20 protein-coding genes are annotated in these 25,688 nt (G+C 60.1%); 14 read left to right on the forward strand and 6 right to left on the reverse strand.

Going from position 1 to position 25,688, the window contains the following annotated elements; translation table 11 throughout:
- Positions 1 to 13: 13 nt before the first annotated feature.
- A complete protein-coding gene (locus tag LDN04_RS11095) occupies positions 14 to 733 on the forward strand; it encodes a FadR/GntR family transcriptional regulator (RefSeq protein WP_223910214.1) in 720 nt (239 codons plus the stop codon).
- A gap of 104 nt (positions 734 to 837) precedes the next feature.
- Here the strand turns inward: LDN04_RS11095 and LDN04_RS11100 are convergent, their stop codons facing one another.
- Both LDN04_RS11100 and LDN04_RS11105 read right to left on the reverse strand, forming a co-directional pair.
- Positions 838 to 1,521: a response regulator gene (locus tag LDN04_RS11100; protein WP_223910217.1), complete on the reverse strand. Its 684-nt coding sequence runs from the start codon at positions 1,519 to 1,521 to the stop codon at positions 838 to 840.
- Entirely contained in the window at positions 1,518 to 2,966 is a 1,449-nt protein-coding gene (locus tag LDN04_RS11105; RefSeq protein WP_223910220.1) for an ATP-binding protein, read from the reverse strand. The genes LDN04_RS11100 and LDN04_RS11105 overlap by 4 nt, the downstream gene beginning before the upstream one ends.
- A 212-nt stretch (positions 2,967 to 3,178) precedes the next feature.
- Here LDN04_RS11105 and LDN04_RS11110 point away from each other — a divergent pair, with 212 nt between their 5' ends.
- The 7 genes from LDN04_RS11110 (at position 3,179) to LDN04_RS11140 (ending at position 16,982) form a co-directional block, all read left to right on the forward strand.
- Positions 3,179 to 3,685, forward strand: a complete 507-nt coding sequence (locus LDN04_RS11110; protein ID WP_223910223.1) for a Spy/CpxP family protein refolding chaperone — start codon at positions 3,179 to 3,181, stop codon at positions 3,683 to 3,685.
- A gap of 369 nt (positions 3,686 to 4,054) precedes the next feature.
- The gene (macA, locus tag LDN04_RS11115; protein ID WP_223910226.1) at positions 4,055 to 5,242 is read left to right on the forward strand and encodes a macrolide transporter subunit MacA; all 1,188 of its coding nucleotides are present in this window, start codon (positions 4,055 to 4,057) and stop codon (positions 5,240 to 5,242) included.
- Positions 5,243 to 5,244: 2 nt separating this feature from the next.
- Positions 5,245 to 7,203: a MacB family efflux pump subunit gene (locus tag LDN04_RS11120; protein ID WP_223910229.1), complete on the forward strand. Its 1,959-nt coding sequence runs from the start codon at positions 5,245 to 5,247 to the stop codon at positions 7,201 to 7,203.
- A 145-nt stretch (positions 7,204 to 7,348) separates the two neighbouring features.
- Complete coding sequence (locus LDN04_RS11125) at positions 7,349 to 8,746, forward strand: efflux transporter outer membrane subunit (protein WP_223910232.1); 1,398 nt, start codon at positions 7,349 to 7,351, stop codon at positions 8,744 to 8,746.
- Positions 8,747 to 9,044: 298 nt separating this feature from the next.
- Positions 9,045 to 11,519 (forward strand): AMP-binding protein, encoded by a 2,475-nt coding sequence (locus tag LDN04_RS11130; protein ID WP_223910235.1) that lies wholly within the window; start codon positions 9,045 to 9,047, stop codon positions 11,517 to 11,519.
- A 77-nt stretch (positions 11,520 to 11,596) separates the two neighbouring features.
- Complete coding sequence (locus LDN04_RS11135; protein WP_223910238.1) at positions 11,597 to 14,215, forward strand: cation-translocating P-type ATPase; 2,619 nt, start codon at positions 11,597 to 11,599, stop codon at positions 14,213 to 14,215.
- Positions 14,216 to 14,438: 223 nt separating this feature from the next.
- On the forward strand, positions 14,439 to 16,982 hold the full coding sequence (locus LDN04_RS11140; RefSeq protein WP_223910241.1) for a PocR ligand-binding domain-containing protein: 2,544 nt from the start codon (positions 14,439 to 14,441) through the stop codon (positions 16,980 to 16,982).
- Between the two features lie 173 nt (positions 16,983 to 17,155).
- Here LDN04_RS11140 and LDN04_RS11145 read toward each other — a convergent pair whose 3' ends face one another.
- From LDN04_RS11145 to LDN04_RS11160, 4 genes are all read right to left on the reverse strand, one after another.
- Positions 17,156 to 17,587: an archease gene (locus LDN04_RS11145; protein ID WP_223910244.1), complete on the reverse strand. Its 432-nt coding sequence runs from the start codon at positions 17,585 to 17,587 to the stop codon at positions 17,156 to 17,158.
- A gap of 12 nt (positions 17,588 to 17,599) precedes the next feature.
- Entirely contained in the window at positions 17,600 to 18,691 is a 1,092-nt protein-coding gene (locus tag LDN04_RS11150; RefSeq protein ID WP_223910246.1) for a phosphotransacetylase family protein, read from the reverse strand.
- A gap of 174 nt (positions 18,692 to 18,865) precedes the next feature.
- Positions 18,866 to 20,323 carry an RtcB family protein gene (locus tag LDN04_RS11155; protein WP_223910249.1) on the reverse strand — a complete coding sequence of 486 codons (1,458 nt, stop codon included), beginning with the start codon at positions 20,321 to 20,323 and terminating at the stop codon, positions 18,866 to 18,868.
- 89 nt (positions 20,324 to 20,412) lie between these two features.
- On the reverse strand, positions 20,413 to 20,961 hold the full coding sequence (locus tag LDN04_RS11160; protein ID WP_223910251.1) for an HD domain-containing protein: 549 nt from the start codon (positions 20,959 to 20,961) through the stop codon (positions 20,413 to 20,415).
- Between the two features lie 88 nt (positions 20,962 to 21,049).
- On the opposite strand from LDN04_RS11160, the gene LDN04_RS11165 reads away from it, so the two are divergent.
- The 6 genes from LDN04_RS11165 to LDN04_RS11190 all read left to right on the forward strand — a co-directional run bounded on the left by LDN04_RS11165 (position 21,050) and on the right by LDN04_RS11190 (position 25,644).
- A complete protein-coding gene (locus tag LDN04_RS11165; RefSeq protein ID WP_223910254.1) occupies positions 21,050 to 21,376 on the forward strand; it encodes a peptide chain release factor-like protein in 327 nt (108 codons plus the stop codon).
- A gap of 84 nt (positions 21,377 to 21,460) precedes the next feature.
- A complete protein-coding gene (locus LDN04_RS11170; protein ID WP_223910257.1) occupies positions 21,461 to 21,922 on the forward strand; it encodes a cytidine/deoxycytidylate deaminase family protein in 462 nt (153 codons plus the stop codon).
- Positions 21,919 to 22,371, forward strand: coding sequence for a transcriptional regulator NrdR (gene nrdR, locus LDN04_RS11175; RefSeq protein ID WP_214174874.1), 453 nt, complete (start codon positions 21,919 to 21,921; stop codon positions 22,369 to 22,371). Before LDN04_RS11170 ends, nrdR begins: the two co-directional genes overlap by 4 nt.
- A 254-nt stretch (positions 22,372 to 22,625) precedes the next feature.
- Positions 22,626 to 23,711: a bifunctional diaminohydroxyphosphoribosylaminopyrimidine deaminase/5-amino-6-(5-phosphoribosylamino)uracil reductase RibD gene (ribD, locus tag LDN04_RS11180; protein WP_223910260.1), complete on the forward strand. Its 1,086-nt coding sequence runs from the start codon at positions 22,626 to 22,628 to the stop codon at positions 23,709 to 23,711.
- On the forward strand, positions 23,696 to 24,340 hold the full coding sequence (locus tag LDN04_RS11185) for a riboflavin synthase (protein ID WP_223910263.1): 645 nt from the start codon (positions 23,696 to 23,698) through the stop codon (positions 24,338 to 24,340). The genes ribD and LDN04_RS11185 overlap by 16 nt, the downstream gene beginning before the upstream one ends.
- A gap of 98 nt (positions 24,341 to 24,438) precedes the next feature.
- On the forward strand, positions 24,439 to 25,644 hold the full coding sequence (locus LDN04_RS11190) for a bifunctional 3,4-dihydroxy-2-butanone-4-phosphate synthase/GTP cyclohydrolase II (RefSeq protein WP_223910266.1): 1,206 nt from the start codon (positions 24,439 to 24,441) through the stop codon (positions 25,642 to 25,644).
- Positions 25,645 to 25,688: the final 44 nt, after the last annotated feature.

Here is a 25,688-nt window from a genome sequence, read left to right on the forward strand (position 1 = left end):
TTATTGGAACAGTATGAATTTCAAACCGATCAAACCGAAGAAGGTTTCCACCCAGATAGCTGACCAGATCCGCACCTCGATCCTGGCCGGGGAGTTCAATCCGGGTGACAAGCTCCCCCCCGAGCGGGAGCTGGCCGAGATGTTCGGCGTTTCCCGCCCGTCGGTGCGGGAGGCCCTCAACATGCTGGCGGCATCTGGCCTGGTGGAGTCCTACCAGGGTGGGGGGACGGTGGTCAAGTCCCTCGTGGAGACCTCGGCCGGCAATACGCTCTCCGATCTCATCAAGGTGGAACGGGCGCGGGCGCTGGACGTCGTCGAGGTACGGAAGGGGATGGAGACCTGGACTGCCTACTATGCGGCCCAGCGGGCCCTTCCGGAGGATGTGCGGAAATTGGAGGAAATAGTTGCCCAGATGGAGCGGAATCTGGACGGTATGAAGCCGTCGCAGGATCTGGACGCCAATTTCCATATCGTCATCGCCCGGGCCACCCATAACGTGGTCTGGCAGCACCTCATGCAGAGCATCTTCGATGCCATGCAGGAGTTCCAGAATAGTGTCTGGCGGGCGGTCTACATGGCCGGAGAGGACCACCGCACCCTGTTCGGCCAGCACCAGGCCATCTTCCTGGCCATCAGGGACCGTGACCCGGAGCGGGCTCGGGACGCCATGCTGGCCCACCTCACTTTTGCCGAACAGCGGAGCAGCGCCTACGTCCGGCAGGCAAAAAACTGATAGTACCTTCATATGAACGTGAAAGGCCCACCCGTTTCGGCAGGTGGGCCTTTTTCAGGTCCGGGAACGTTTTTAAGAAGTGGTAACAGGAGCCGGCTCCCGCATTATTCGTCCGGCTGCACTGCCTCGTATTTATAGCCGACGCCGTAGACCGAATGGATGATATCTGCGCCGGGGCTCACTTCTTCGATCTTTCTGCGCAGCTTCTTGATGTGGCTGTCGATGGTGCGGTCGCTGACGATGCGCTGGTCGGGGTAGATCCGGTCCATGAGCAGCTGCCGGCCGTAGATGCGGCCAGGATTGGCGGCCAGGAACTGCAGCAGCTTGAATTCCACCGCCGTCAACTCCAGGTCGTGGCCGTTGAGTGTCGCCTGCAGGCGTGACTCGTCGAGAACCAGTCCGGACGACTGAAGTGTCTGCCCCCCGCCGGTACGGCGCAGGACTGCCTTCACCCTGGCCACAACCTCCCGCGGGCTGTACGGCTTGCAGATGTAGTCGTCGGCTCCCAGTTCCAGCCCCAGCAGGCGGTCGATCTCCTCGATGCGGGCGGTGACCATGATGATCGGCACCGAGGAAAAGGTGCGGATCTCCTTGCAGATCTCCAAGCCGTCACGACCCGGCAGCATCAGGTCGAGCAGGATGAGATCGGGCATCCGTTCCCGGACCCAGGGGACCACCTCTCCACCGGTTGCCAGGCAGAACGGATCGAACCCCCCCTGCCGCAGGTAATCCCGCAACAGTTCCGCAAGCTTCTGCTCATCCTCCACAACCAGAACCTTTCCGGTCATCGGTTTCCCTCCGCAAGCGGCAGCGTAACGCTGATTTCTATACCACCCCGCGCCGAATTCCGAGCGGCGATGCTGCCGGCGTGGGCCTCGACGATGTTCCGGCAGATGGCCAGGCCGAGTCCGGCACCTCCGGCGGCGCGATTCCGGGATGTCTCCACCCGATAGAGCCGGTCGAACAGCCTGTCCAAGTCTTCCTTCGCCACTCCTGGTGCCGAATCCTCCATGTCGACCTTTGCCATGCCGTCACTACAGGTGAGACGAATTGCGACCTCTCCCCCCGGGTCGGTGTATTTCAGCGCGTTGTCCAGCAGGTTGGTGAAGAGCTGGTGAAGCCGTTCGGCGTCGGCGAAGATCATTGCCGGCTTTTCCCAGGGGACGGCGGTGGCGAGCGTGATGTTTTTGCGGGCGAATTCCTGGCGGTAGGGGGCAAGCGCGGTAGAGATGAGGCTGGTCAGGTCAAGTTCTTCCTTGTGGTAGGTCAATGCCCCCAGGTCGGAGAGCGAAAGCTGGTAGAGGTCGTCCACCAGGCGTCCCAGGCGGAGCACCTCCCCATGGAGGGAATGGATTGCCGGCGGGTTCACCGGCCGGACGCCATCCTGGAGTGCCTCGATTTCTCCCCGCAGGACGGTCAGGGGGGTGCGCAGCTCGTGGGAGATGTCCGCGACCCACTGGCGCCTTGCCTGATCGTTTTTTTCAAGGGTCAGGGCAAGGGCGTTGAAATCGCGGGCGAGATGACCCAGTTCGTCGCCGGAGGTTACCGGTACCCGCGCGGCGAATTCCCCGGCCGCCAGGCGGTCGGTGGCAGTGGCCAAGGCCCGGATCGGCCGGACCAGACGGCGTGCCAGGAGGAGGGAGAAGCCAGCGGCCACCAGTACTACCATTCCCGCCACCATGGCAAGGGCGAATTTCTGCTCTTTCAGAAAACGGACCTGGTGCTCGTCAGACAGCTGTTTGCGCGGCAGGAGCCCCAGGTATCCCACGATCTGGTCCTGATGATGGAGTGGCCTGGTCACGGCATTGGCGGGGATATCCTTCGGACCGATGAGTGGCAGTTTGCCGGTATCGAGCAGGAAAACCCGCATGGCGAAGCCACGCCCCAGGTGGGGTGGCAGGGGAGGGCGAGAGTCCTTTCCGTCAGGTGGAGAGGCGTTCTGACCCCGCCGTGCTCGGTCCGGAGTGCCCGGTTCCTCGTCGGGAATGGAGGCGACAAGGATGCGACGCCACGCGCCCGGGTCGTTTTTCAGGAAATCCCAGCTTTCCTGCGTCGCGTAACGCTCTTCCAGTTGTCCGGCAAGCCTGGTGAGGCGCGTCTGCTCGATGCTCCCCACATAGCGCTTGAATCCTCGGTCGATGCTCCACTGCATGATGATGAACATGCTGACCACTGACAGGAACGCGGCGGCCAGGATCGCCAGGAAAAGCCGCTGAGTGATGCCGATCTTCATTGCTCTACCCCATGTGAGCCCACGTCTCGTTTTCAGTAACCCGCTGATTGAACTTTATCACAAGAAATTGGCGGATAACCATCTTCAAAATGGTGCATTACCGCCTTTCCTCATTTCCTCCACAATTCAGCCACATTTCCCTGGTATTTGTTTTCCCAGCGCATGACGTCGCGTCGGTGGCGTCCATAAAGAGTGACGAAAGGAGAAACATCGTGAAACGACAGATCATCATTGGTACTTTTTTGGCGGCGACGCTGGCAGGGGGGAGCTACGGCACGTGGGAGGTGAGCGCTGCCACTACCAGGCCGGCAAAGGGGATGCAGGAAGGGCGAGGACCGACGGGGGAGATGTTCCCTGAGAAACGCCTTGCCCGCATGGCCCGGGAACTGGGTTTGAGTGATGCCCAGCAGGCACAGATCAAGGCCATTTTTGCGGCAGAGCGGGAGAAGAACGGGCCGCTCATGGAAAAAATGAAGGCGTACCGGAAGCAGCTCCATGATGCTGCGAAGGCCACTCCCTTTGACGAGGCGGCTGTCCGAACTGTTGCCACGAACCAGGCTCAGGTCGAGGTCGAGTTGGCAGTATCCCGTGCCCGGATACAGAGCCAGATCAACGGCATACTCACCCCTGAGCAGCGGCAAAAGCTCGAAAAACTTCGCCCCCCCATGGGGAAAGGGGAAAGGCTTCCTCCCCCTCCTGACGACGAGCCCCTTCCCTGATTTCGTGACGACCACCCCCGGCTGTATGGCAGCCGGGGGTGGCATGTGCCGGTTTTCGAAAAATGCATCTGCAGAAAGGTGACCAAAAATATGGCAACGACCTATTATTTCTGGTGTTTTAGCTGCCAACGGGCTTTTAGCTGTGACGCAGATGAGCGACAGCCCATATGTCCCAACGAACACTGCACCTCGCGATACACCTATCGGTGGCAGACATTGCGACTTTTGGAACGAACGTTACCGGTTATTCCGGTTCCGGGGGACAGGTATTCATTTTAAGCAGATTCTAGGCACGCCTGCCTTTACCGACCACGTGATCACGTTCGCCCGGGCCGGTAGTAATGCAATTCGCAGCAAAGGAAACAAGCCATGAATGTTCCCAAAAAGAAGACGGTCATAATCGCCATCATTGTCATTCTCGTGGTATCGGCCGGGGCTGCGGCCGCCAGGAAGTTCTTCGCACCCCAGAAGATCACCTACATCACTGCACCGGCCTCCCGCCTTGCCCTGGAGGAGAGCGTGCTCGCCACCGGTATCCTGAAGGCATTCAAGACGGTCGCGGTTGGGGCCCAGGTCAATGGGCAGCTCAAGACTCTCCACGTCGCCCTGGGCGACAAGGTGAAGAAAGGGCAACTGCTGGCGGAGATTGACCCGGTCCTCCCGCAGAACACCCTCAAGGACGCCGAAGCCCAGGTGGAGAACCTGCAGGCGCAGAAGCGCTCGAAGCAGGCTCTCCTGAAGCAGTACGAGCTGGCCTACCAGCGCCAGAGCCAGATGAACGCCAAGGATGCCGGTTCCCGTGCCGACCTTGAGAGTGCGCAAGCCCAGCTTGAGAGCACCCGGTGTGACATCACCTCCCTGGTGGCCCAGATCAAAAAGGCGATCATTGCGGTTGATACGGCCAGGGCCAACCTGGGTTACACCCGTATCCATGCCCCCATCGACGGGACCGTCATCTCCATCGACACCGAAGAGGGGCAGACCGTGGTATCGAACCAGTCGGCCACGACAATTCTGACCCTGGCCACCCTGGATACCATGACGGTCAAGGCAAAAATTTCCGAAGCGGATGTGACGCGGGTCAAGCCCGGACTTTCGACCTACTTCACCCTGCTGGGGGACAGCGATACCCGGTATTACGGGAGGCTGCGGGCCATAGAGCCCGGTCCGGTAAACGGGACCTCAACTACCGGAACGAGCAGCACCAGCAGTTCCAGTTCGGCAATTTACTACTACGGCCTCTTTGAAGTGCCCAATCCCGATAACAAGCTGAAAGTGTCCATGACCACCCAGGTGGCGGTGGTGCTGAATCAGGCGAAACAGGCGCTCTGCATCCCGGTTTCGGCTCTTGGGGAAAAGCAGAAGGACGGCACGGCGACTGTTCGGGTGTTGGCGGGGGAACAGCCGGAAACCCGGACGATCCGCACCGGCATCTCCAACAATGTGCAGATTCAGGTTCTGGACGGCTTGAAAGAGGGGGAAAAGGTAATCATCGGCGACAGTTCCAGCCTGCCGAAAACCGATTCAAGCAAAATGCCCCCTCCGGGGAGACGGTAGCCATGGGGAAGCCGCTCCTGGAAATATACGGTCTGGTGCGCCGCTTCTCGACGGGGGATCAGCAGATCGACGTTCTCAAAGGGATTGACCTGACCATTCGGGCCGGGGAAATGGTGGCGATTGTCGGCGCGTCCGGTTCGGGCAAATCCACGCTGATGAATATCCTCGGCTGTCTGGACCGCCCCAGCGAGGGGAGCTACCGGATCGACGGACGTGAGACCGGCAGCCTCTCCGATGATGAACTTGCCAGCCTCCGGCGGGACTACTTCGGGTTTATCTTCCAGCGTTACCACCTGCTGCCGCACCTGACCGCTGCTCAGAATACCGAGATACCGGCAATCTACGCCGGTATCAACAAACATTCCCGGCAGGAACGTTCCCGCAAGCTTCTTGAGCGCCTTGGTCTTGGTGATCGGAGCGAGCATCGTCCCAACCAGCTTTCCGGCGGTCAGCAACAGCGGGTCAGTATCGCCAGGGCGCTGATGAACGGCGGTGACGTCATCCTGGCGGATGAACCTACCGGCGCTCTGGACAGTAAGAGCGGCAAGGAAATGATGGCGGTCCTGCATGAACTGCACGCCAACGGCCACACCATCATTCTGGTCACCCACGACCAGCAGGTGGCCGCCCATGCCGAACGGATCATCGAGATCAGCGACGGCACGATTGTCCGTGATCAGGCCAACCCGGACCGACAGGCAACAACGACTGCCACTCTGCCAACAAAGATTTCAGCCGAGCGGTCGGTCAACTTTGTCCAAGCCAATTGGGGAAGATTTGCTGAGGCTTTTAAGATGGCCCTCATCGCCATGCTTTCCCACCGCATGCGGACCCTGCTGACCATGCTCGGGATCATCATCGGCATCACCTCGGTTGTTTCGGTGGTGGCGCTGGGGCAGGGGGCGCAGCAGAAGGTCATCAAGGACATCAGTGCTATGGGGACGAACGTTATCGACGTAAACCCCGGCAAGGATTGGGGGGACGAGGACGCTGCCAGTATCCAGACCCTCGTGCAGTCCGACCTGGAGGCGCTGAAAGCACAGGTATACGTGGACAGCGCCTCCCCGGCAACCGGGGGGAGCCAGTTGCTTCGCTACCGAAACGCCACCGCCAATGCTTCGGTGAACGGCGTGAGCGAACAGTACTTCCGGGTCAAGGGGTACGACATCGCCGACGGCATCGCCTTTACCGCTGATGAGGTGAAACAGCAGGCCCAGGTGGTGGTGATCGACCAGAACACCCGCAAGAAGTTTTTCTCCACGGAAGACCCCATCGGCAAGATACTCTTCATCGGCGAACTCCCCTGCCGGGTGATCGGTGTCACCAAGGAGAAGGACGGCCCCATGGGGAACAGCTCGAACCTTGAGGTCTGGATTCCCTACAGCTCTGCAATGAACCGTCTGCTGGGGCAGCAGTATTTCAGCTCCATCTCGGTGCGTGTCAAGGACGGCATCTCCAACCAGGTGGCGGAACAGAGCATCACAAAGCTGATCACCCAGCGTCACGGCCGCAAGGACTTCTATACGAACAGCAGTGACAGCATCATGAAGACCATCAACAAGACCACCACCACGCTGAAGCTGATGATCTCGGCCATTGCCGTCATCTCCCTCATCGTCGGCGGCATCGGCGTCATGAACATCATGCTGGTATCGGTGACGGAACGGACCCACGAGATCGGCATCCGGATGGCGGTCGGGGCACGTCAGGAGGATATCATGCAGCAGTTCCTCATCGAGTCGGTCCTGGTCTGCCTGTTGGGGGGGATGATAGGCATTGTCTGCTCCTGGGGAGTCGGCAAGGTGTTCTCCCTGTTCGTGACGAGCTTCGCCATGCAGTTTTCGGTCATGTCCATTGTCTCGGCATTTTTCTGTTCAACTTTGATCGGTGTCATCTTTGGTTTCCTTCCGGCGCGTAACGCGGCGCGGTTGGATCCGATCGAAGCGCTGGCACGGGAGTAGGCATGGCTGTGCAAAAAGTCCATCTGCTGCGTTACGCTCGACCCTCGTCACTGCGGCGTACCAGTAGTACGCCTCATTCCTCAGATCTCGCAAGCCTTGCATCTGGAGCTTTTTGCCCAGTCATGGGAGGAAATTGGAGGAAGTTGTGAAGCACCAAACAAACGAAAACCGAATCACCACCCTGATGCTGTTGGTACTATCTCTCCTCCTGGGAGGATGTAGTGGCCTGCTTCCGCGCAGCCAGTACGTCCGGCCGGACGTGGCAGTGCCGCAGCAGTGGCAGGCATCAACCGTCACCGGCTCATCCGTCGCCACAAAAGAGCAGTGGTGGCGTGATTTCAACGATTCGACCCTGACCGAACTAATTGAACGGGCGCTCACAACCAACAACGACCTGGCGGCAGCCGCCATCAAGGTGCGTCGCGCCCAGCTGAATGCCAGTCTCTCCGATACCAACCTTAGCCCCTCCGTGAGTGTAACGGCCAGCAGCAGCATAAGCCACGACCTGAAGAATCACGTGGATAGCAAGTCAAGCGGTGCCACCGGTACCGCAAGCTATGAGCTGGATCTGTGGGGAAGGCTTGCCAGCGCACGCGACGCCAGCCGATGGGAAGCGGAGGCGACCGAGTCTGACCGGCAGAGCACGGCACTGGCGCTGATCGGCACCACGGCAGCCGATTACTGGCAGATCGCCTACCTGAACGAGCTGATTGACACCGCCCACGCGAGCATCGCTTATGCCGAGAAGATCCTGGAATTGGTGGAAGTGAAATACCAGGCCGGGGCCGTTTCCTCCCTGGATCTGGTTCAGGCCAGGCAGACAGTCGCCTCCCAGCGTGCCGAATTGACGCAGCTTCTTCGGCAGCGCACGGAGGCACGCAACGCCTTGGCGATCCTGTTCGACCAGGCGCCGGAGAACAGCGTGCCCGAACGGCAACGATTGCCGGACGAAGCACTTCCGACGGTTTCTGCCGGACTCCCTGCAAGCCTGCTGGCTCAACGCCCCGATCTGAAGGCGGCGGAACAGAGGCTCAGAAAATTCCTGGCTAACATCGACAATACCCGGGCGAGTTACTATCCGGCTTTCACCCTCACCGGCACCCTTGGTACGAGCAGCACCAGTCTGTTAAACGTTCTGCAAAACCCTTACGCCGCCTTGGGAGCGGGTTTGACGCTGCCGTTCATCCAGTGGAATACCATGAAGCTGAACGTGAAGATCTCGAAGACGGAGTACGAGGAGGCGGTCGTAAACTTCCGCCAGACACTCTACTCCGCCCTGAGCGACGTGGAGAACGCCTTGGCGGGCCGAACCCGTTACGAAGAGGAGAACAAGCTCCTGGAAGAGTCTCTGGCCTTGGCGCGGAAGGCGGAGGAACTGGCCGAAGTCCGCTATCGTGCAGGGGCGACCCCTTTGCAGTCATGGCTGGATGCCCAGGAGAGCCGGCGGAGCGCGGAAAAATCGTTGGCGCAGAACCGGCTGAATCGTCTCACCAGCCAGATGAAACTGTACCAGTCCCTCGGAGGAGGTACGAACCTGCGATAATACCAATTCCACATCAAGGCGCTATCTGCGTTGGCTCGTCTTCGGCTCCTCAACGTACTGTCTGTACGCCTGCGTCGCCTCAATCCTCGCCGCCTTGATTTCATCCTTGATCAGAAATTGGTATAACACCACCATTCCATGGTATCCACGGCACCAGGTCGGGGAACCATTGGCCGCGGTGCGGTACCTCCCTGCATCGCGGCCCTTTGTAAACAGCCCCTCGTGCTTTGACAATCCTGAAATATTGACTACTCTTGCTAGCAGAGTCCACACCATCAAGCTTTTACCGAGGAGCCCGATGCAGACCCTGCTCGACCTGTTCCACACGTTCCACTCCCGCGGAGAGAAGAGCGCGCTGGTCTATCGAACCGGCGTGCGCCGTCTCTCCCTTTCCTACCGGGAGCTCGCCGATTTGTCCCTCCGGATGAATGGATGGCTGGCGGCCCAGGGGGTCGGGGCGGGGGACCGGGTCGTCATCTGGGGGCCCAATTCACCCTGGTGGGTGACTGCTTTCTGGGGACTCACGGCCCGGGGAGCGGTGGTGGTACCGGTGGATTTCATGTCGGGTCGGGAGCGGGCCGAGACCATTGCCCGCCTGACCGACGCCCGGTTGGTCATCCAGAGCCGCTTCAAGGCGGAACGGCTGACCGGCTGGCCGTCGGTCATGCTGGAAGAGTTGCCGTACCTCCTTGCCGATACGCCTCCCTTGGCGGACACCGCAACCCCGAACCCGGACGACATGGCCCAGCTCATCTACACCTCGGGGACCACCGGCAACCCCAAGGGGGTGATTCTCACCCACCGCAACCTGATGGCCAATCTCCTCCAGGTGAACGGCCATATCCCCGTCGTGACGGACCGGTTCAGGTTCCTTTCCCTCCTTCCCCTCTCCCATATGTTCGAGCAGATGGGGGGCTTTTTCACCCCCCTCTATCGGGGGAGTGCCATCGTCTACCTCCGCACGCTCAAGCCGTCGGCCATCATGGAAGCGCTGGCGGAAGAGGATGTCTACGCCGTCATTGCCGTTCCCCGTCTGTTGCAGCTGCTGCAGACCTCCATCATGGGGGAGCTGGCGGCACGGCATCTGAAAAGGCCGGTCGGCTGGCTTTTGGAGCGTTCAGCGGGGCTTTCCCCGGCCACCAGGAAACGGCTCTTCTTTCCCATCCAGCGCAAGTTCGGCCCCCATTTCACCCTCTTCGTCTCCGGCGGCGCCCCCCTTGACCCGGAGGTGTTCCGGTTCTGGAGCGGCCTCGGCTTCGCGGTGGTGGAGGGGTATGGACTGACCGAATGCGCACCGGTCCTGACCGCCAATACCATGGAGCGCCAGCTGGTCGGGTCGGTCGGTATGCCGCTGCCAGGTGTTGAGATCAGGCTTGACGAGCGCCAGGTTCTGGCCCGTGGCGCGAACGTTTTCCCCGGTTATTACGGCAACGATGGCGCCACGCGCGCCGCCTTCACCCCTGATGGCTGGTTCAGGACCGGTGATCTGGGGGAGATCGATGCCGAAGGGTGGCTCCATATCCGGGGGCGGGAGAAGGAACTCATCGTCACGGGGGCGGGAATCAACGTCTATCCCGACGAAGTTGAGGGGGTGCTCGGCCGGGTCAGGGGGGTGCGAGAGGGGTGCGTGATCGGTCTCGACCGGGGGGCGGGGGAGGAAGTGCATGCGGTCCTCATTCTGGACGGGAGCGGCCGACCCGCCGACGAGATCGTCCGGGAGGCCAATGCCGGCCTGGATACGCTGCACCAGATCACCGGCTTTTCCCTCTGGCCCGAGGCGGAATTCCCCAAGACCACCACCCTCAAGGTCCGCAAGTTCATGGTGAAGGAGAAACTCAAGCAGGGGCGTGAAGTGCCGAGCGGCGAGGTCGCGGACCTCCTTGTCGGTCTCATCGCTCGTGCCACCGGGGCTTCCCCAGCGGAAATCCGCGAGGATGCTTTCCTGGTTGCGGATCTGGGGCTTACCTCCATCGGCCGGCTGGAGTTGGTTAATTTCCTGGAGCAGGAGTTCCGCCTCGACCTGGAAGATTCACTCATCGGACCCCAGACCCGGGTGAACGACCTGCGTGCCATCGTTGCCCGGCGGGAAAAGGTGGAAAGCCGCGACCGGTTCCGGTTCTGGCCGAACCGTCCCTGGGGGCGCTTCATCCGGATGGCCTGTGACCTCGTTGTTCACCGGCCGCTCCTTGCCTGTTTCGTCCGGTTGTGGGTCGAGGGTTCCCACCGGCTGGCGGATCTTGACGGGCCGGTGCTGTTTGCCGCCAACCATCTCAGCTATTTCGACCAGCCGACCATCATGTCTGCTCTGCCAAGCTCCCTGCGCTACCGGACCGCCACGGCAGTCTGGGCCGAGTTCTTCTTCCAGAATTTTCGCAACATCTTTCAGCAGCTCTGGAAGCGTTCTACCTACGAGTACGGCACCATCGCCCTCAACCTCTTTCCCCTCCCCCAGACCCGCGGCTTTCGCAGCTCTCTTCGCTTCATGGGGCGGCTGGCGGACCACGGCATAAACCTGCTGGTCTTCCCGGAAGGGGAGCGGTCAGAGGACGGCACCCTGCTTCCGTTCAAACAGGGGCTCGGCATCATGGTCCAGGAACTGGAAATGCCGGTGGTGCCGGTCAGGATACGGGGGCTGGAGTATGTCTACCCCCGCGGGGCGTTCTGGCCGAAGCGGGGTGATGTGACGGTCACATTCGGCGAGCCGCTCCGCTTCCGGGGGGAAGGGGCGGAGGAGATCGTTGCAGCGACGCGGCAGGCGATAGAAAAATTGTAAGTTATAGAGGACATAGGTGACAAAGAGGACGCAGGGGACGCAGGGGACGTAGAGAGTTGCCCAGAAGGGTTTAAACCATGGAGTGGCATCGAAAGAGTATCGCCGATACCGTTGCCGATCTCGGCTCCTCTCTCGCGGGACTCACCGCGGAGGAGGCGGCGGCGCGGCTGGCTGTCCACGGTCCCAACGAACTCGTGGAAAAGCGGGCCCGCACGCCGCTGGCCATGCTCCTTGCCCAGTTCATCGATTTCGCCATCCTGGTGCTCCTCGGGGCAGCGATCCTGTCGGCGGCGCTGGGGGACTTCCACGATGCCCTGGCGATCCTGGCCATCGTCGTTCTCAATGCGGTGATCGGTTTTATCCAGGAATACCGGGCGGAAAAGGCGATTGCCGCCCTGAAACGGATGGCGGCACCCTCGGCTACGGTGCTGCGTGATGGCGTGCCGGTGCAGATTCCTGCGGTACTCATCGTGCCGGGGGATGTGGTGCTTCTGGAGGCGGGAAACGTGGTGCCGGCAGATCTGCGGCTTGTAGAGGCGGTACGGCTCCAGGCGGAGGAGTCTGCCCTGACCGGCGAGTCGGTTCCCGTTGAAAAAAACGTTGATCCCCTTGCCGGAGACCGCCTTCCCCTGGGGGACCGGATGAACCTCACCTACAAGGGGACGGTGGTGGTGACCGGGCGGGGGAGGGGGGTGGTTATTGCCACCGGCATGGAGACGGAGTTGGGGAAGATCGCCGCCATGCTCCAGACGATGGGAGAGGTGAAGACCCCCTTGCAGAAGCGGCTGGCGGGTTTCGGCCGGCGGCTCGCCCTAGTGATCCTGCTCGTCTGCGCTGCAGTCTTTCTGCTCGGGTTCCTTCGGGGGGAACCGCCCCTCCTCATGTTCCTTACCGCCGTTTCCCTCGCCGTTGCCGCCATTCCCGAAGCGCTCCCCGCCGTGGTCACCATCTCCCTCGCCCTCGGGGCGCGCAAGATGGTGCAGCAAAACGCCCTCATCCGCCGCCTGCCGGCGGTGGAGACCCTCGGTTCCGTGACCCACATCTGCTCCGACAAGACCGGCACCCTCACTCTGAACCGGATGACCGTCGAACAGGTATGGCTGGAGGGGCGACTTATTTCCCCGGTCGAACTGCCGGCGCCGGCAGGCCCCCCTGCCGTGACCCCTGGTGAATGGCTGCTGGCGGCATCAGCCCTCTGCAACGATGTCCATTATGCCGGTGCTGCTGCGGGGGTGGGGGACCCCACCGAGGTGGCCCTTTACGCCATGGCTGCGGCAGGAGGGTACGACAAGAAGGAGTTGGTCCACCGCTTCCCCCGGCTGGCGGAACTCCCCTTCGATGCCGGACGCAGGTGCATGACCACCTTTCACCGGGGGGAGGGAGGGTTTGTTGCCTTCACCAAGGGCGCAGCGGAGGTGGTGCTGGCACGCTCCACCCACCTCCTGACAGCCGCCGGTCCCTCCCCCTTTGATCGAGAGGAGTTGCACCGTGCCAGTGAGTTTATGGCCGATCAGGGACTGCGGGTGCTGGCCTTGGCCATGCGCTGCTGGGAAGGGGTGCCCGACCTGCTGGAAACGGATGCGGAAACCGGTCTTACCCTCATAGGCCTGGTCGGCATGCTGGATCCCCCCCGCGAGGAGGCGGTGGCGGCGGTAGCCCTCTGTCGCGGGGCGGGGATCACACCGGTGATGATCACGGGCGACCATCCCGTCACGGCCCGGGTCATCGCCCGGCGGGTCGGCATTCTCACCGACGGGGGTGAGCTGGTGCTTACCGGCAGGGACCTGGAGGATATGCAGCTGGAGGAACTGGAGCGGGAAGTCGAGAGAGTGCGGGTCTACGCACGGGTCGCCCCGGAGCAGAAGCTGAAGATCGTCCGGGCGCTCCAGGATAAGGGACATTACGTCGCCATGACCGGCGACGGAGTGAACGATGCGCCGGCCCTGCAGCGGGCCGACATCGGGGTCGCCATGGGGATAACCGGCACCGATGTGGCGAAGGAGGCGTCGGCCATGATCCTCCTGGACGACAACTTCGCTACCATCGTCAAGGCGGTCAGGGAAGGGCGGCGGATCTACGCCAACATCCTCAAGTTTATCGTCTATTCCATTACTTCCAACACCGGCACCCTCGTCGCCATCTGCTGCGCACCCTTGATGGGGCTGCCGCTGCCGCTCCTTCCCATCCAGATCCTCTGGCTCAACCTGCTCTGCGACAGCCTCCCCGGCTTGGCACTGGCGGCAGAACCAGCGGAGCCCGATGTCATGGAACGGCCTCCCGTGAAACCGGACGAGGAGGTCTTTGCCGGTGGTCGTGGCTGGTTCATCGCCGGCTTCGGTCTCCAGATCGGGATCGTCGCCCTGCTCCTCCAGCATTACGCCATGACTAACGGCATGGCCTGGCAGACCATGATCTTTACCTTCCTGGTGGTGAACCGGATGGCGGTCGCCTTCATCGTACGCTCCAAGCGGCAGTCCCTCTTCACGATCGGAATGTTCAGTAACCGGCTGCTCGTAGCTGCCGTTCTCCTGACCCTCGTGCTGCAACTGGCTGCTGTCTACCTGCCGGTGTTCAATCACCTCTTTACCACTGTTCCCCTCGCTCCTGTAGAACTGGCCATGACCCTTATCCTTGCCGTCGGCATGCTGGCGGTGGGGGAAGGTGAAAAGTACCTGCTCCGGCTGTTGCAGCGTTGAGACTCAATAAGCATGCCTTCATCATTGACAAGAATGGTCAGTAAATATATATAGTGCATTCTTATTGAAATATTTTTATCGTAACTTCCGTATAGTGGGTATTCAACAGCGATGCATTATGGGGCTGAGAAACCTCAACTGACACTTCCTGGGACCGTCACAACATGCCAGCCTGAAGCAGTACGATATAAGTTTTTTTAGGTCAGAACATACAGAGGGAATTATGGCGATGCCTCAGGAACAGCTTCAGCAGAACAAGTCGGATCTGCCGGATTTTTCGGATGTCGAGCTGTCAGACGTCATCGATGCTCGTGCCCTCCAGGAGATGATGGACAACTATTATGCTCTTACCGGTATCGGTATCGGTATCATCGACCTTAAAGGCAATGTTCTGGTAGGCACCGGATGGCAGGATATCTGCGTCAAGTTCCACAGGGCAGTTCCGGAATCCTGCGCCTTCTGCCACGAAAGCGACATATCCCTCTCCAGTGGCGTCCCGCCGGGAACCTTCAAGGAGTACCGCTGCAAAAACAACATGTGGGATATCGTCACACCGGTCATGCTGGGTGACATGCATATCGGCAACGTTTTTCTGGGACAGTTTCTCTATGAGGACGAGGAACCGGATTATGAGCTGTTTCGCACCCAGGCACGGCGTTATGGCTATGACGAGACAGAGTACCTGGCGGCACTGGACCGGGTACCGCGCTGGAGTCGGGAGACTGTCAGCAAAGCCATGGAATTCTATGCAAAACTTGCCCGGATGATCTCCAAGGCGAACTACAACAATGTGATCCTTGCGGATACCTTGGCCAGACGGGAGCGGGCGGAGGAGGCACTGCGATTGACGCGCACGAGTGTGGAGGTCGCATCCGATGCACTCTTCTGGGTGGCGCCCGACGCCAGTATCGTGGATGTCAACGAAGCTGCCTGCCGCTCTCTCGGCTATACGAGGGATGAATTGCTCCGGCTGCATGTCCCCGACGTCAATACCCGCTTCAATGCCGAAAAGTGGCCGCAGTATTTTGACGACCTCAGACGCAGGGGTACGTTAACATTTGAAAACCAGTTGATCGCAAAAGACGGCGGGGTGTTCCCGGTGGAGGTCGTCGACAACTATGTCAAGCTGGGCAACAGGGAACTCAACTGCTCCTTTGTCCGCGATATAAGCGAGCGCAAGCAGGCAGAGGCCGAACTTAAGGAAAGTGAGCGTCTATTGAACAAGGCGCAGGAAATTGGTCAGTTAGGTTCCTGGTCACTTGATCTTATGACAAACCGGCTAGTCTGGTCTGACGAAATCTATCGCATATTTGGCCTGCAACAACAGGAATTTACCGCCACCTATGAAGCCTTTCTCGAGGCGGTGCATCCGGAAGATCGCGATGCTGTTAATTCGGCGTATGAAGGTTCAATACAGGAAGGCAAAGACGGTTACGAGATCGAGCACCGGATTATCCGCAAGGACACCGGACAGATTCGCTATGTGTATGAAAAATGCGAACATCTACGAGATGCGTCAGGCAAGATTATCCGCTCCGAGGGGATGGTACACGATGTCACCGATCTCAAGCAGACAGAGCGGGAGTTGCAGCAGGCCAAAGCCGCCGCCGAAGCCGCCAACATCGCCAAGAGTCGCTTCCTGGCTACCATGAGCCACGAAATCCGTACGCCGATGAATGGCGTTATCGGCATGCTCGAATTGCTTGAACACACCGAACTGACCACTGAACAGCACAGTTACGCCGAAAGCGCCAAAAATTCCGGCGTAGAACTGGTACACCTGCTTAACGACATCCTCGATCTCTCCAAGGTCGAAGCGGACAAACTGGAACTGGACCTTTCTGCATTTGACCTGAGACCGGTGATTTCCGATACCATCAACCTCCTGTCGCTGCAGGCACGGGAAAAAGCGGTACTACTGGTCTCGTCGATAGATAGCGACGTGCCGACTGCCGTAAAAGGCGATGCTGGGCGACTTCGTCAGATCATCACCAACATTGTAGGGAATGCCATCAAGTTCACCCCCAAAGGCACGGTAACGCTTCATATCCGGAAAGATCAAGAGGATGCAAACTCAGCAACTCTTCGCTTTCAGGTTAACGACAGCGGCATCGGCATACCGGTCGACAAGCTGGAACATATATTCGAGCCGTTCACCCAGGTCGACAGTTCCACCACCCGCAAATTCGGCGGCACAGGGTTAGGTCTGGCGATTTGCAGGCGGCTTGCAGAACTGATGGGGGGAAGTATCGGTGTGGAGAGTACCGAGGGTGAGGGCTCTACCTTCTGGTTCACCGTCGTTTTGGAGAAGCTGGTTCAAGGCGAGCTTGTGCCGCCCAAACCGATTTCCGCACCCGACCCCGCCATCAAGAGGCAGGCAGTCGGCAGCAGAATCAGCCTACTGTTGGCAGAGGACGATCCAACCACGCAACAATTAGTACGAGCCCTGCTGGGTCGGTACGGCTACGACGTGGATGTGGCCAGTAATGGCAAGAAGGCACTGCTGGCTCTTGAGGAAGCAGACTACGGCCTGGTACTGATGGACTGCATGATGCCGGAAATGAACGGCTACGAAGCCACCGCCATCATCCGCGATCCGACTTCACCCGTGCGCCGGCACGACATTCCGGTAATTGCGCTTACCGGAAATGCCATGAAGGATGATTTTGACAGATGCATAGCTGCCGGGATGAACGATCATCTCTCCAAACCGTTTGCTTTGAAGGATTTACTTGCCAAGCTGGATGCGTGGTTGAATACGAAGTAATTATTTACTGCGTTGCAGATGACCAGGAAACGTCTGGTAAAAAGTCATTGTTCCCACCAACCGCTGGGCCTGACCAATATCCCCGACAGGTCAACGGCCGGGGATGGCCAGTTTAACCTCAAGGGGCCATCGCGACAAGCAGACCCGTGAAGCCGACCGTTCAGGTTTGAGATCTAGATATCCAGCACCACGGTTCCCTCCCACCTCCCATCCACCTGTTCGACCCGCAACCGGTAGAGGGTCGCCGCCTTCACGTCCGCCAGCAGATGGTGACGTGCCGGATCGATCCGTTCGCCGCAACAGCTGGATCGCAGCGTGAAACCGTCTGGCCCCTCCCCGATCTCCAGCTCATCCACTTTGAGCAGAAGCTGTCGTGCGTCCTTCAGGTAGATCAGCTCGCTGAGGAAGTCCATGAGGAGCAGGTCGAGTGCGCCCTGTTCAAGGGTGAACTCCACCGTTTCCCGGGGGTGGATGGCGGCGAGGTTTTCCACCATCTCGTGCACGAGTGCTTCGGCGGCGGACCGGAACAGTTCTTCCCGGCTCTCACCCCAGAGGGCAAAGGCGGCGTCGGCGGTGGCGATGTCGTCGATGTAGCGGTAGGGCATGGCGTTTCCGCGCTACAGCAGTGCATCAAGCGCAGCGAAGTCGATATCCTGTTCGGCGTTGGCCCTGATCCAGTTGAGCTTTTCCTGGTCTTCCGCGGTGATCTTGGCCACGTCATCCATGAGAGTAGTAAAAATTGTCGAGGTGGTTTCCTCGACACGGATGTAGGGGATGGAGCTGTCGTCCAGGATCTGTTGGCTGATCTTGGAAACTGGGGCATGACCGGTGATCACCATTCCAGCCAGTTTGTGCCGGTAGTCGGGGATGTGGTAGAGGGATGCGAGGGTGACGAGCAGTTCGTCCCGGGAACCGGTTACCACCACCAGGGTCGATTCCAGGAGGGCGTCCACTACGCGCTGGGACGAGGCGGCACCCAACTGGATGTGGTGGATGATCCGGCTCCGTTCGTCGGGATTGCCGTGGACAGGGAGCTTGAGGAGCTTGCCGATGTGGGAGAGGGTAGGGTTGGCGAGGATGGGGGAGTAGTTGAAGCCGCCGACCACATGGATACCCTTGCCGTCAAAGGCGGTGTGCAGGTATCCGAGAATATCGTTCCGCTTGGCGGGGAGAAGCTTGTTCATGATGACGGAGCGGACGTCGGCCCCTTCCTGGCGGTAGAGGGCGAGGTTCAGGTTGATGGCGTCGATGGCCCGCCCGATGCCGCTTTCGGTGACGATGAACACCGGCGCGCCGAGCATTTTCGCCACCCGCGCGTTGTTAAGGCCGATGACCGACCCGACGCCGCCGTGGCCGGCACCTTCGATGATGAGAAGGTCGTACTTGGCGTCCAGTTCCTCCACCGCTTCCATGATCTTTTTTTCCAGGTCCAGGTCGGCAAGGCGGCCGGCGAGGTAGTCGCGGGTAAAGTTCTGGTGGAGTGCTACCGGCGACATGAGGGCGATGTCTTCTTCGAGCCCGTAGGCCTTTGCCATGAGCACCGCGTCCATGTCCACCATGAAATCGTCGTAATATTCAATCTTCGGACCGATGGGCTTGATGAAGCCGACCCGGTTGTATTTTTTGCGCGCCAGATGCATAAGCGAGACGCTGATGGTGGTCTTGCCACAGTTTTGTCCCGTTGCACCTATGAATACCTTTTTTGCCATGCTCCCTCCGTAATATGAAATATTGACAGTTCATGCACTAACGTCTATTCCCCCTCCCTTGATGGGAAGGGGTGAGCGGGAGGGTGATCGGGAGTGCAGAGTTGCCAGGCTTTTTCGCCCCCACCCCGGCCCTCCCCCATCAAGGGGGAGGGAGTTCAGTGGGCTTATGCCAATCTATCCCTTCACGTTGCCGACCGGAATCAGCTTGACGATACGGCGGCTCAGCCCTGCCAGTTCGGTGGCTTCCACCACATCGTCGATGTCCTTGTAGGCGGCTCCCGCCTCTTCGGCGAGCCCGCCGTAGGAGGCGGTCTGCACATAGATGCCCCGTGCTTCCATGTCCCGCTGCAGCTTCTGCCCCTTGAAGAGCTTCTTTGCCTGGTGGCGGCTCATGGTCCGGCCGCTGCCGTGGGCGGTGGTATAGAAGGCCTGGTTTCCGCTGGCCATGCCGGCGAGAAGATAGGAGCCGGTCTCCATGCTCCCGCCGATGATGACCGGTTGGCCGGTCTCCCGGTAGCAGTCGGGGATTCCCTCCATGCCGGGGCCGAAGGCGCGGGTCGCCCCCTTGCGGTGTACAAGCACTTCCATGATGTTACCTTGTACCCTGTGTCGCTCCAGCTTGGCGGTGTTGTGGGCCACATCGTAGACCATGTTCATCCCCAGATCGCGGGGGTCGCGATGGAAGACGTCGGCGAACACCTCCCTGATCCGGTGGAGGATCACCTGCCGGTTGGCGAAGGCCATATTGACGGCGCACTTCATGGCGGCGAAGTAGTCCTGCCCTTCCCGGGACCGGAAGGGGGCGCAGGCCAGCTCCCGGTCGTTGACCCGGATACCGTACTTCTTCTCCATGACTCCGAGGAACGTCTGGAGATAGTCGGTCGCCACCTGGTGGCCGAAGCCGCGGCTGCCGCAGTGAAACATGATGACCACCTGGTCGGGACGGGCGATGCCGAAGGTGCGGGCGGTCTCCGCGTCGAAGACGTTCTCCTGCCGGGCGACCTGGATCTCCAGGTAGTGGTTTCCCGAACCCAGGGTGCCGATCTGGTTATACCCCCGGTCGATGGCCTTGGCGCTCACCTTGGTGGCATCGGCACCGGCGAAGCATCCTCCCTCCTCGGTCATTTCCAGGTCCTCGGGCCAGGCATAGCCGTTTTTCAGGCACCAGCGGGACCCTTGTTCCACCACCTGGCAAAACTCGTCGTGGGAGAGTTTGACGAAACCATGCCCCCCCACGCCAGCCGGAACCCGGTAAAAGAGCTGGTCCACCAGGTGGTGCAGTTGGGGCTGCACCTCGTCGTAGGTAAGGTTGGTCAGTACGAGCCGCATGCCGCAATTGATGTCGAAACCGATGCCGCCGGGAGAGATGACTCCCGACTCCGGGTCCATGGCGGCCAGCCCGCCGATGGGAAAACCGTATCCCCAGTGGCCGTCGGGCATGCAGTAGGCGTGGTCGATGATGCCGGGGAGGCAGGCGACGTTGGACACCTGTTCGAACACGCCGGCGTCCATGGCGTTCAGCAGCTTTTCCGTCGCGAAGATCCGTGCCGGCACGAGCATCCCCGGCTTATGGCCGACGGGGAGTTCCCAGACGGTGGGGGAAATATTTCTGAGGGTAGACGGAACGGGCATGGCAGGTGTACCTTCCCTTTTGATAGCAGCTGCAGGCAACCAGTGCTACTTTATCATAACGCAAGGGAAGGGCAATCGGGTGCTCATGGTCAGGTGAGGGAGAAGAGCTGTTGCCAGGTTTCGAACGTGGACACCTTGTTGCTGCCGAATCTTGCGAGGGATTGCTTCACATCAGCCAGTGATTTTTCAACGGCTATCTTGCCCGGATGCTTCGAATAGAACAGATCTGCGCAGCAGACGATCTGCTCCTCCCGGCTGACGGGGACCATATCCCGGTGCGGGAGGGGGAGCTGCTGGGCTCGGATGTCCTCGATAGTAAGTCCCACCCCGATGTGCCGCTCGCAGACCAGCGCGTGACGCGCCAGCCCTTCACGTTCCAGAATTTCCCTCCCCAGAATGCCATGACAGATATAGGGATTCGCGCCGATAAGGCCCATGCCCGGCGCATGGACGCGACAGACGCCGATGTCGTGGAGGAGTGCCGCTTCTTCGATGAACTGCCGGTCGAGTCCTGCCATGCAGCAGTGGTCGGTGATCTGCAGGGCCTTGGCCGCCACTAGCCGGCTGTGTTCCAGCACGATTGTCCCGGCTTCGGGTGCATCGGCGAAATAGTGTTGCAGAAGAGCTGTGGGATCCATGGTTTACCTCGGTGCAAATTACGGGTATTATGGAACAGTCCGGCGTCTGCTGTCAACGATCGGAACTGAAACGGCTTCGAGGAATGTCATGTCGGTAGAGATCAAAGAAACGGACCTGAAGATCGAATTTTTCCGTGCTTCCGGCCCTGGCGGCCAGCACCGCAACACCACAGATTCGGCGGTGCGCATCCGGCACCTCCCGACCGGCATCGTGGTCCAGGCCACGGAGAACCGTTCCCAGCTCCGCAACCGGGAGGTGGCAATGGAGAGGCTTCAGGAAGCTCTCCGCAAGCGTGAACGAAAAGTGAAAAAACGGCTCGCTACCCGGGTTCCCAAGGGAGAAAAGGAACGGCGGATTACGGAGAAAAAGCGGAATGCCGCCCGCCGCCATCATCGTCAGGTAGGGGACGAGTGATCGGCGTTTTGTAAACCCCCTAATTTCTTGACCATTCGACCCCAATGGGGTATTTTACGCTGATAAATTGCCGAGGAGCGCCCTATGACCCGTCCCAGCTGGGATGAATACTTCATGGAGATCACCCATCTTGTCGCCAAGCGCTCAACCTGCCTGCGGCGGCAGGTCGGGGCGGTGGTGGTGAAGGACAAAAACATCCTGACCACCGGCTACAACGGTGCTCCTTCCGGCGTGGCACACTGTCTTGAGGTGGGGTGCCTGCGGGAAAAGCTGCAGATTCCTTCCGGAGAGCGCCACGAACTTTGCCGCGGCCTCCATGCCGAGCAGAACGCCATCATCCAGGCCGCCAAACACGGCACCAACATCGACGGCGCAACCCTCTACTGCACCACCATGCCGTGCATCATCTGCTCCAAGATGATCATCAATGCCGGTATCCGGCGCGTCGTCTACGAAATGGGGTATTCGGACCAACTGGCGGAGGAGATGGTCCGCGAGTCGGGAGTGGTCGTCGAAAAATTCCCCACACCGGGAGTCTCTCCATGAAATGTCCGTTCTGCTCCTTTGCCGACAGCAAGGTGGTCGATTCCCGTCCCGACAAGGGGGGCTCCACCATCCGCCGCCGCCGCGAATGCGAATCATGCGGCAAGCGCTTCACCACCCACGAGCGTGTTGAGGATATTCTTCCCCTCGTGGAGAAGAAGGATGGCCGGCGGGAGCCCTTCGACCGCCTCAAGCTGATCGCCGGGATCCAGAAGGCGTGCGAGAAGCGACCGGTGTCGGCGGAGGCGATCGAACACATGGTGGACCGTCTGGAGACGCGGCTTCAGGAGAGCAGCGAAAAAGAAGTGCCGAGTACTACCATCGGTGAATGGGTGATGAACGAGCTCCACGACCTGGACCAGGTGGCTTACGTCCGGTTCGCCTCGGTCTACCGGTCGTTCAAGGATATCAACGAGTTCATGTCGGAACTGCAGGACCTCCTCAAAAAGTAGGAACGCGCCTTTTCCGCAATCTCTGCGTTTTCCTTCGTGATTCCTTGTGACTCGGCCTGACGACCGCCCCCGCAGGGGCGCCTTCGCGGTCTAATTTCGCAAGCGAAATTGTGCGGTGTAGCGATTTTATTCTTGATGTTTGGTACTACGACTCCGCGTCATCCCTCGGGTGCCTTGACCTTGTGAAAAAATCACGTTCGTTGGTATGGGAATTTGATTTGAATACCGAAGCGTATGAGAATTTTAAGAAGCAGATGATGCGGCGAGCCCTTGCCCTAGCCCGGAAGGGGGTGGGGAAGACCTCTCCCAATCCGGCGGTGGGGTGCGTCGTCGTCAGAGACGGCGTGATCGTGGGAGAAGGGTGGCACCGGAAGGCGGGGACCCCCCATGCGGAAGTACATGCCCTGGCTCAGGCAGGGGATGCTGCCCGGGGAGCCGATGTCTACGTGACACTGGAACCGTGCGCTCATCATGGCAAGACCCCTCCCTGTGCCGATGCGCTCGTCGAGGCGAAGGTGGGGCGGGTCTTCGTCGGTATGGTCGATCCCAACCCGCTGGTAGCGGGGCGTGGTCTTGAGCTGCTGCGGCGTGCGGGAATCGTGACGGAGTCCGGCCTGCTGGAAGAGGAATGCCACCGACTCAACGAGCCATTCATCAAGCATGTTACCACCGGCCGTCCTTTCGTCATTCTGAAGAGCGCGTTGACCCTGGACGGCAAGATCGCCACGGCGACAGGAGATTCCCGCTGGATCACCAATGACCGGTCACGGCGGTACGTCCACAAACTGCGGAGCGAGATGGATGCTGTTATGGTGGGGGCCGGGACCGTACTGGCCGACGACCCCCAGTTGACCTCCCGCCTGCCTGGTGGGAAGGACCCGATGCGGGTGGTGGTGGACAGTACCCTGCGCATTCCACTCCATGCCCGGCTGCTCCATCTCCACTCATCGGCGCCAACCGTAATCGCCACCACGTCGGGGGACGAGGCGAAAATAGTACGGCTGGAAGCGGCAGGCGCCGAGGTGCTGCGGTGTGCCGGATTTAACGGCCACGTGGACCTGACGGACCTGCTCCGTCAACTGGGAGAGCGGGGGGTGCAGTCGGTGCTTCTGGAGGGAGGGCGTGAACTGGCGGGGAGTGCGCTTCATCGTGGCCTCATCGACAAATTTCTCTTCTTCTACGCACCGAAGATCGTCGGCGGAGACGGACTCGATCCCTTTGCCGGGCCGGGGGCGGAGCGGATCGACCGAACACTGCGGCTGGCGCGTATCGCCACGCGGCGGTTCGGCGACGATATCTTGTTGGAAGGGTATCCGGAGGCTGCATGTTCACAGGTCTGATCGAAGTAGTGGGGAAAGTAGTCCAGCTCGACCGCACCGGCAGCGCCGCCCGGCTCACGGTGGCCGCCACGTTTCCTGACGATGCCGTTCGTCTGGGGGATTCCATTGCCATCAACGGCGTCTGCCTCACCGTTGTCACGCAGGGTGGGGGAACGTTTGTCTTCGATGTTTCCCCCGAGACCCTGGAGCGAACCGCATTCCGTGGGTTCAAGCCCGGCACGCCGGTGAACCTGGAACGGGCGTTGCGTCTCTCCGACCGGCTCGGCGGCCATATCGTCACCGGTCACGTGGATTGCGTGGCCACTATCGTCGAGCGGCGCGAACAGTCGGGCAATACCGTCTTTAACTTCCGCCTCCCCCGCGACGCCGTTCGCTATGTGGTGGCAAAGGGATCAGTGACTATCGACGGCATCAGTCTGACGGTCAACACCGTCACCGAGGGCGGATTCAGCGTCAACATCATACCCCATACGGCGGTGAGCACCACGCTGCAGTTCCGGAAACCGGGGGACGAAGTGAACATCGAGACCGACATTCTGGGCAAGTACGTGGAGCGACTCCTTGGGGGACAGAAGGACGCCGGCACGGGACTGACGCTGGAACTCCTTGCCAAAAACGGCTTTCTGTGACATAAAGAACGACGCTGTAATGGTTTGTGGTATCCCGGTTTTTCAGTGTGCAGTACCTCAGGTTGTTTTTAGTTCTCAGGATAGACAGGATTCAGGACATGACAGTAGCCAGAATTGAAGATGCGATAGAAGACATACGCCAGGGGAAGATGGTGATCCTCGTGGATGATGAGGACCGTGAGAACGAGGGCGACCTCACCATGGCCGCAGAGATGGTTACGCCCGAGGCGATCAACTTCATGGCCCGTTTCGGCCGAGGGCTCATCTGTCTCACCATGACCGCCGAGAAGTGCAACCAACTTGACTTGCCGCTCATGGTGAGTGAGAATACCTCCTCCTTCGGGACTGCCTTCACCGTCTCCATCGAGGCGCGCCGGGGCGTCACTACCGGCATCTCTGCCGCCGACCGCTCGCACACTATCCTCACCGCAGTGGCGGATGACGCGCGCCCCGGGGATCTGTCCCGCCCCGGCCATGTTTTCCCTCTCCGGGCCAAGCCGGGAGGTGTGCTCGTACGTGCCGGCCAGACCGAAGGCTCTGTCGACATGGCTCGCCTGGCAGGGCTCAGGCCGGCCGGCGTCATCTGCGAGATCATGAACGATGACGGTACCATGTCCCGGATGCCCGAGCTGAAGAAATTCGCCAAGGAGCATGGTCTCAAGATCTGCACCATCGCCGACCTGGTTGCCTATCGTCTGAAGCATGAATCACTCGTGCGCCGGGCGACCGATGTGATTCTCCCCACCAGCTACGGCGGCGACTTCCGCGCCATCGCCTATGAGAACGACGTGGACAAGCTGGAGCACCTGGCCTTGGTGAAAGGGGAAATCAAGGGTGACGAGCCGGTCCTCGTGAGGGTCCATTCCGAATGTCTGACCGGTGACGTATTCGGCAGCAAACGGTGCGATTGTGCCGACCAGCTCCATGATGCCATGGCCATGATCGAGCGGGAAGGGAAGGGTGTCATCCTCTATATGCGCCAGGAAGGGCGGGGGATCGGTCTTGTCAACAAGCTGAAGGCCTATGCCCTCCAGGACCAGGGGAAGGATACGGTCGAAGCGAACCTGGCTCTCGGATTCAAGGCAGACCTGAGGGATTATGGGATAGGCGCACAGATCCTCGTCAACCTCGGGGTGAAGCGCATCCGGCTCATGACCAACAACCCGAAGAAGGTAATCGGACTCGAAGGGTATGGCATCAACATCGTGGAACGGGTCCCCATCGAGACGGAGCCGTCCACGACCAACCTGAAGTATTTACAGACCAAACGCGAGAAGATGGGCCATCTGCTTGAGAATATTTAGGAGCGTGACTTTTCCGCATCTGTACGTTCCTTAAGGGATAGAGT

Source organism: Geobacter sp. AOG1 (assembly GCF_019972315.1).
Classification (GTDB): domain Bacteria; phylum Desulfobacterota; class Desulfuromonadia; order Geobacterales; family Geobacteraceae; genus Geomobilimonas.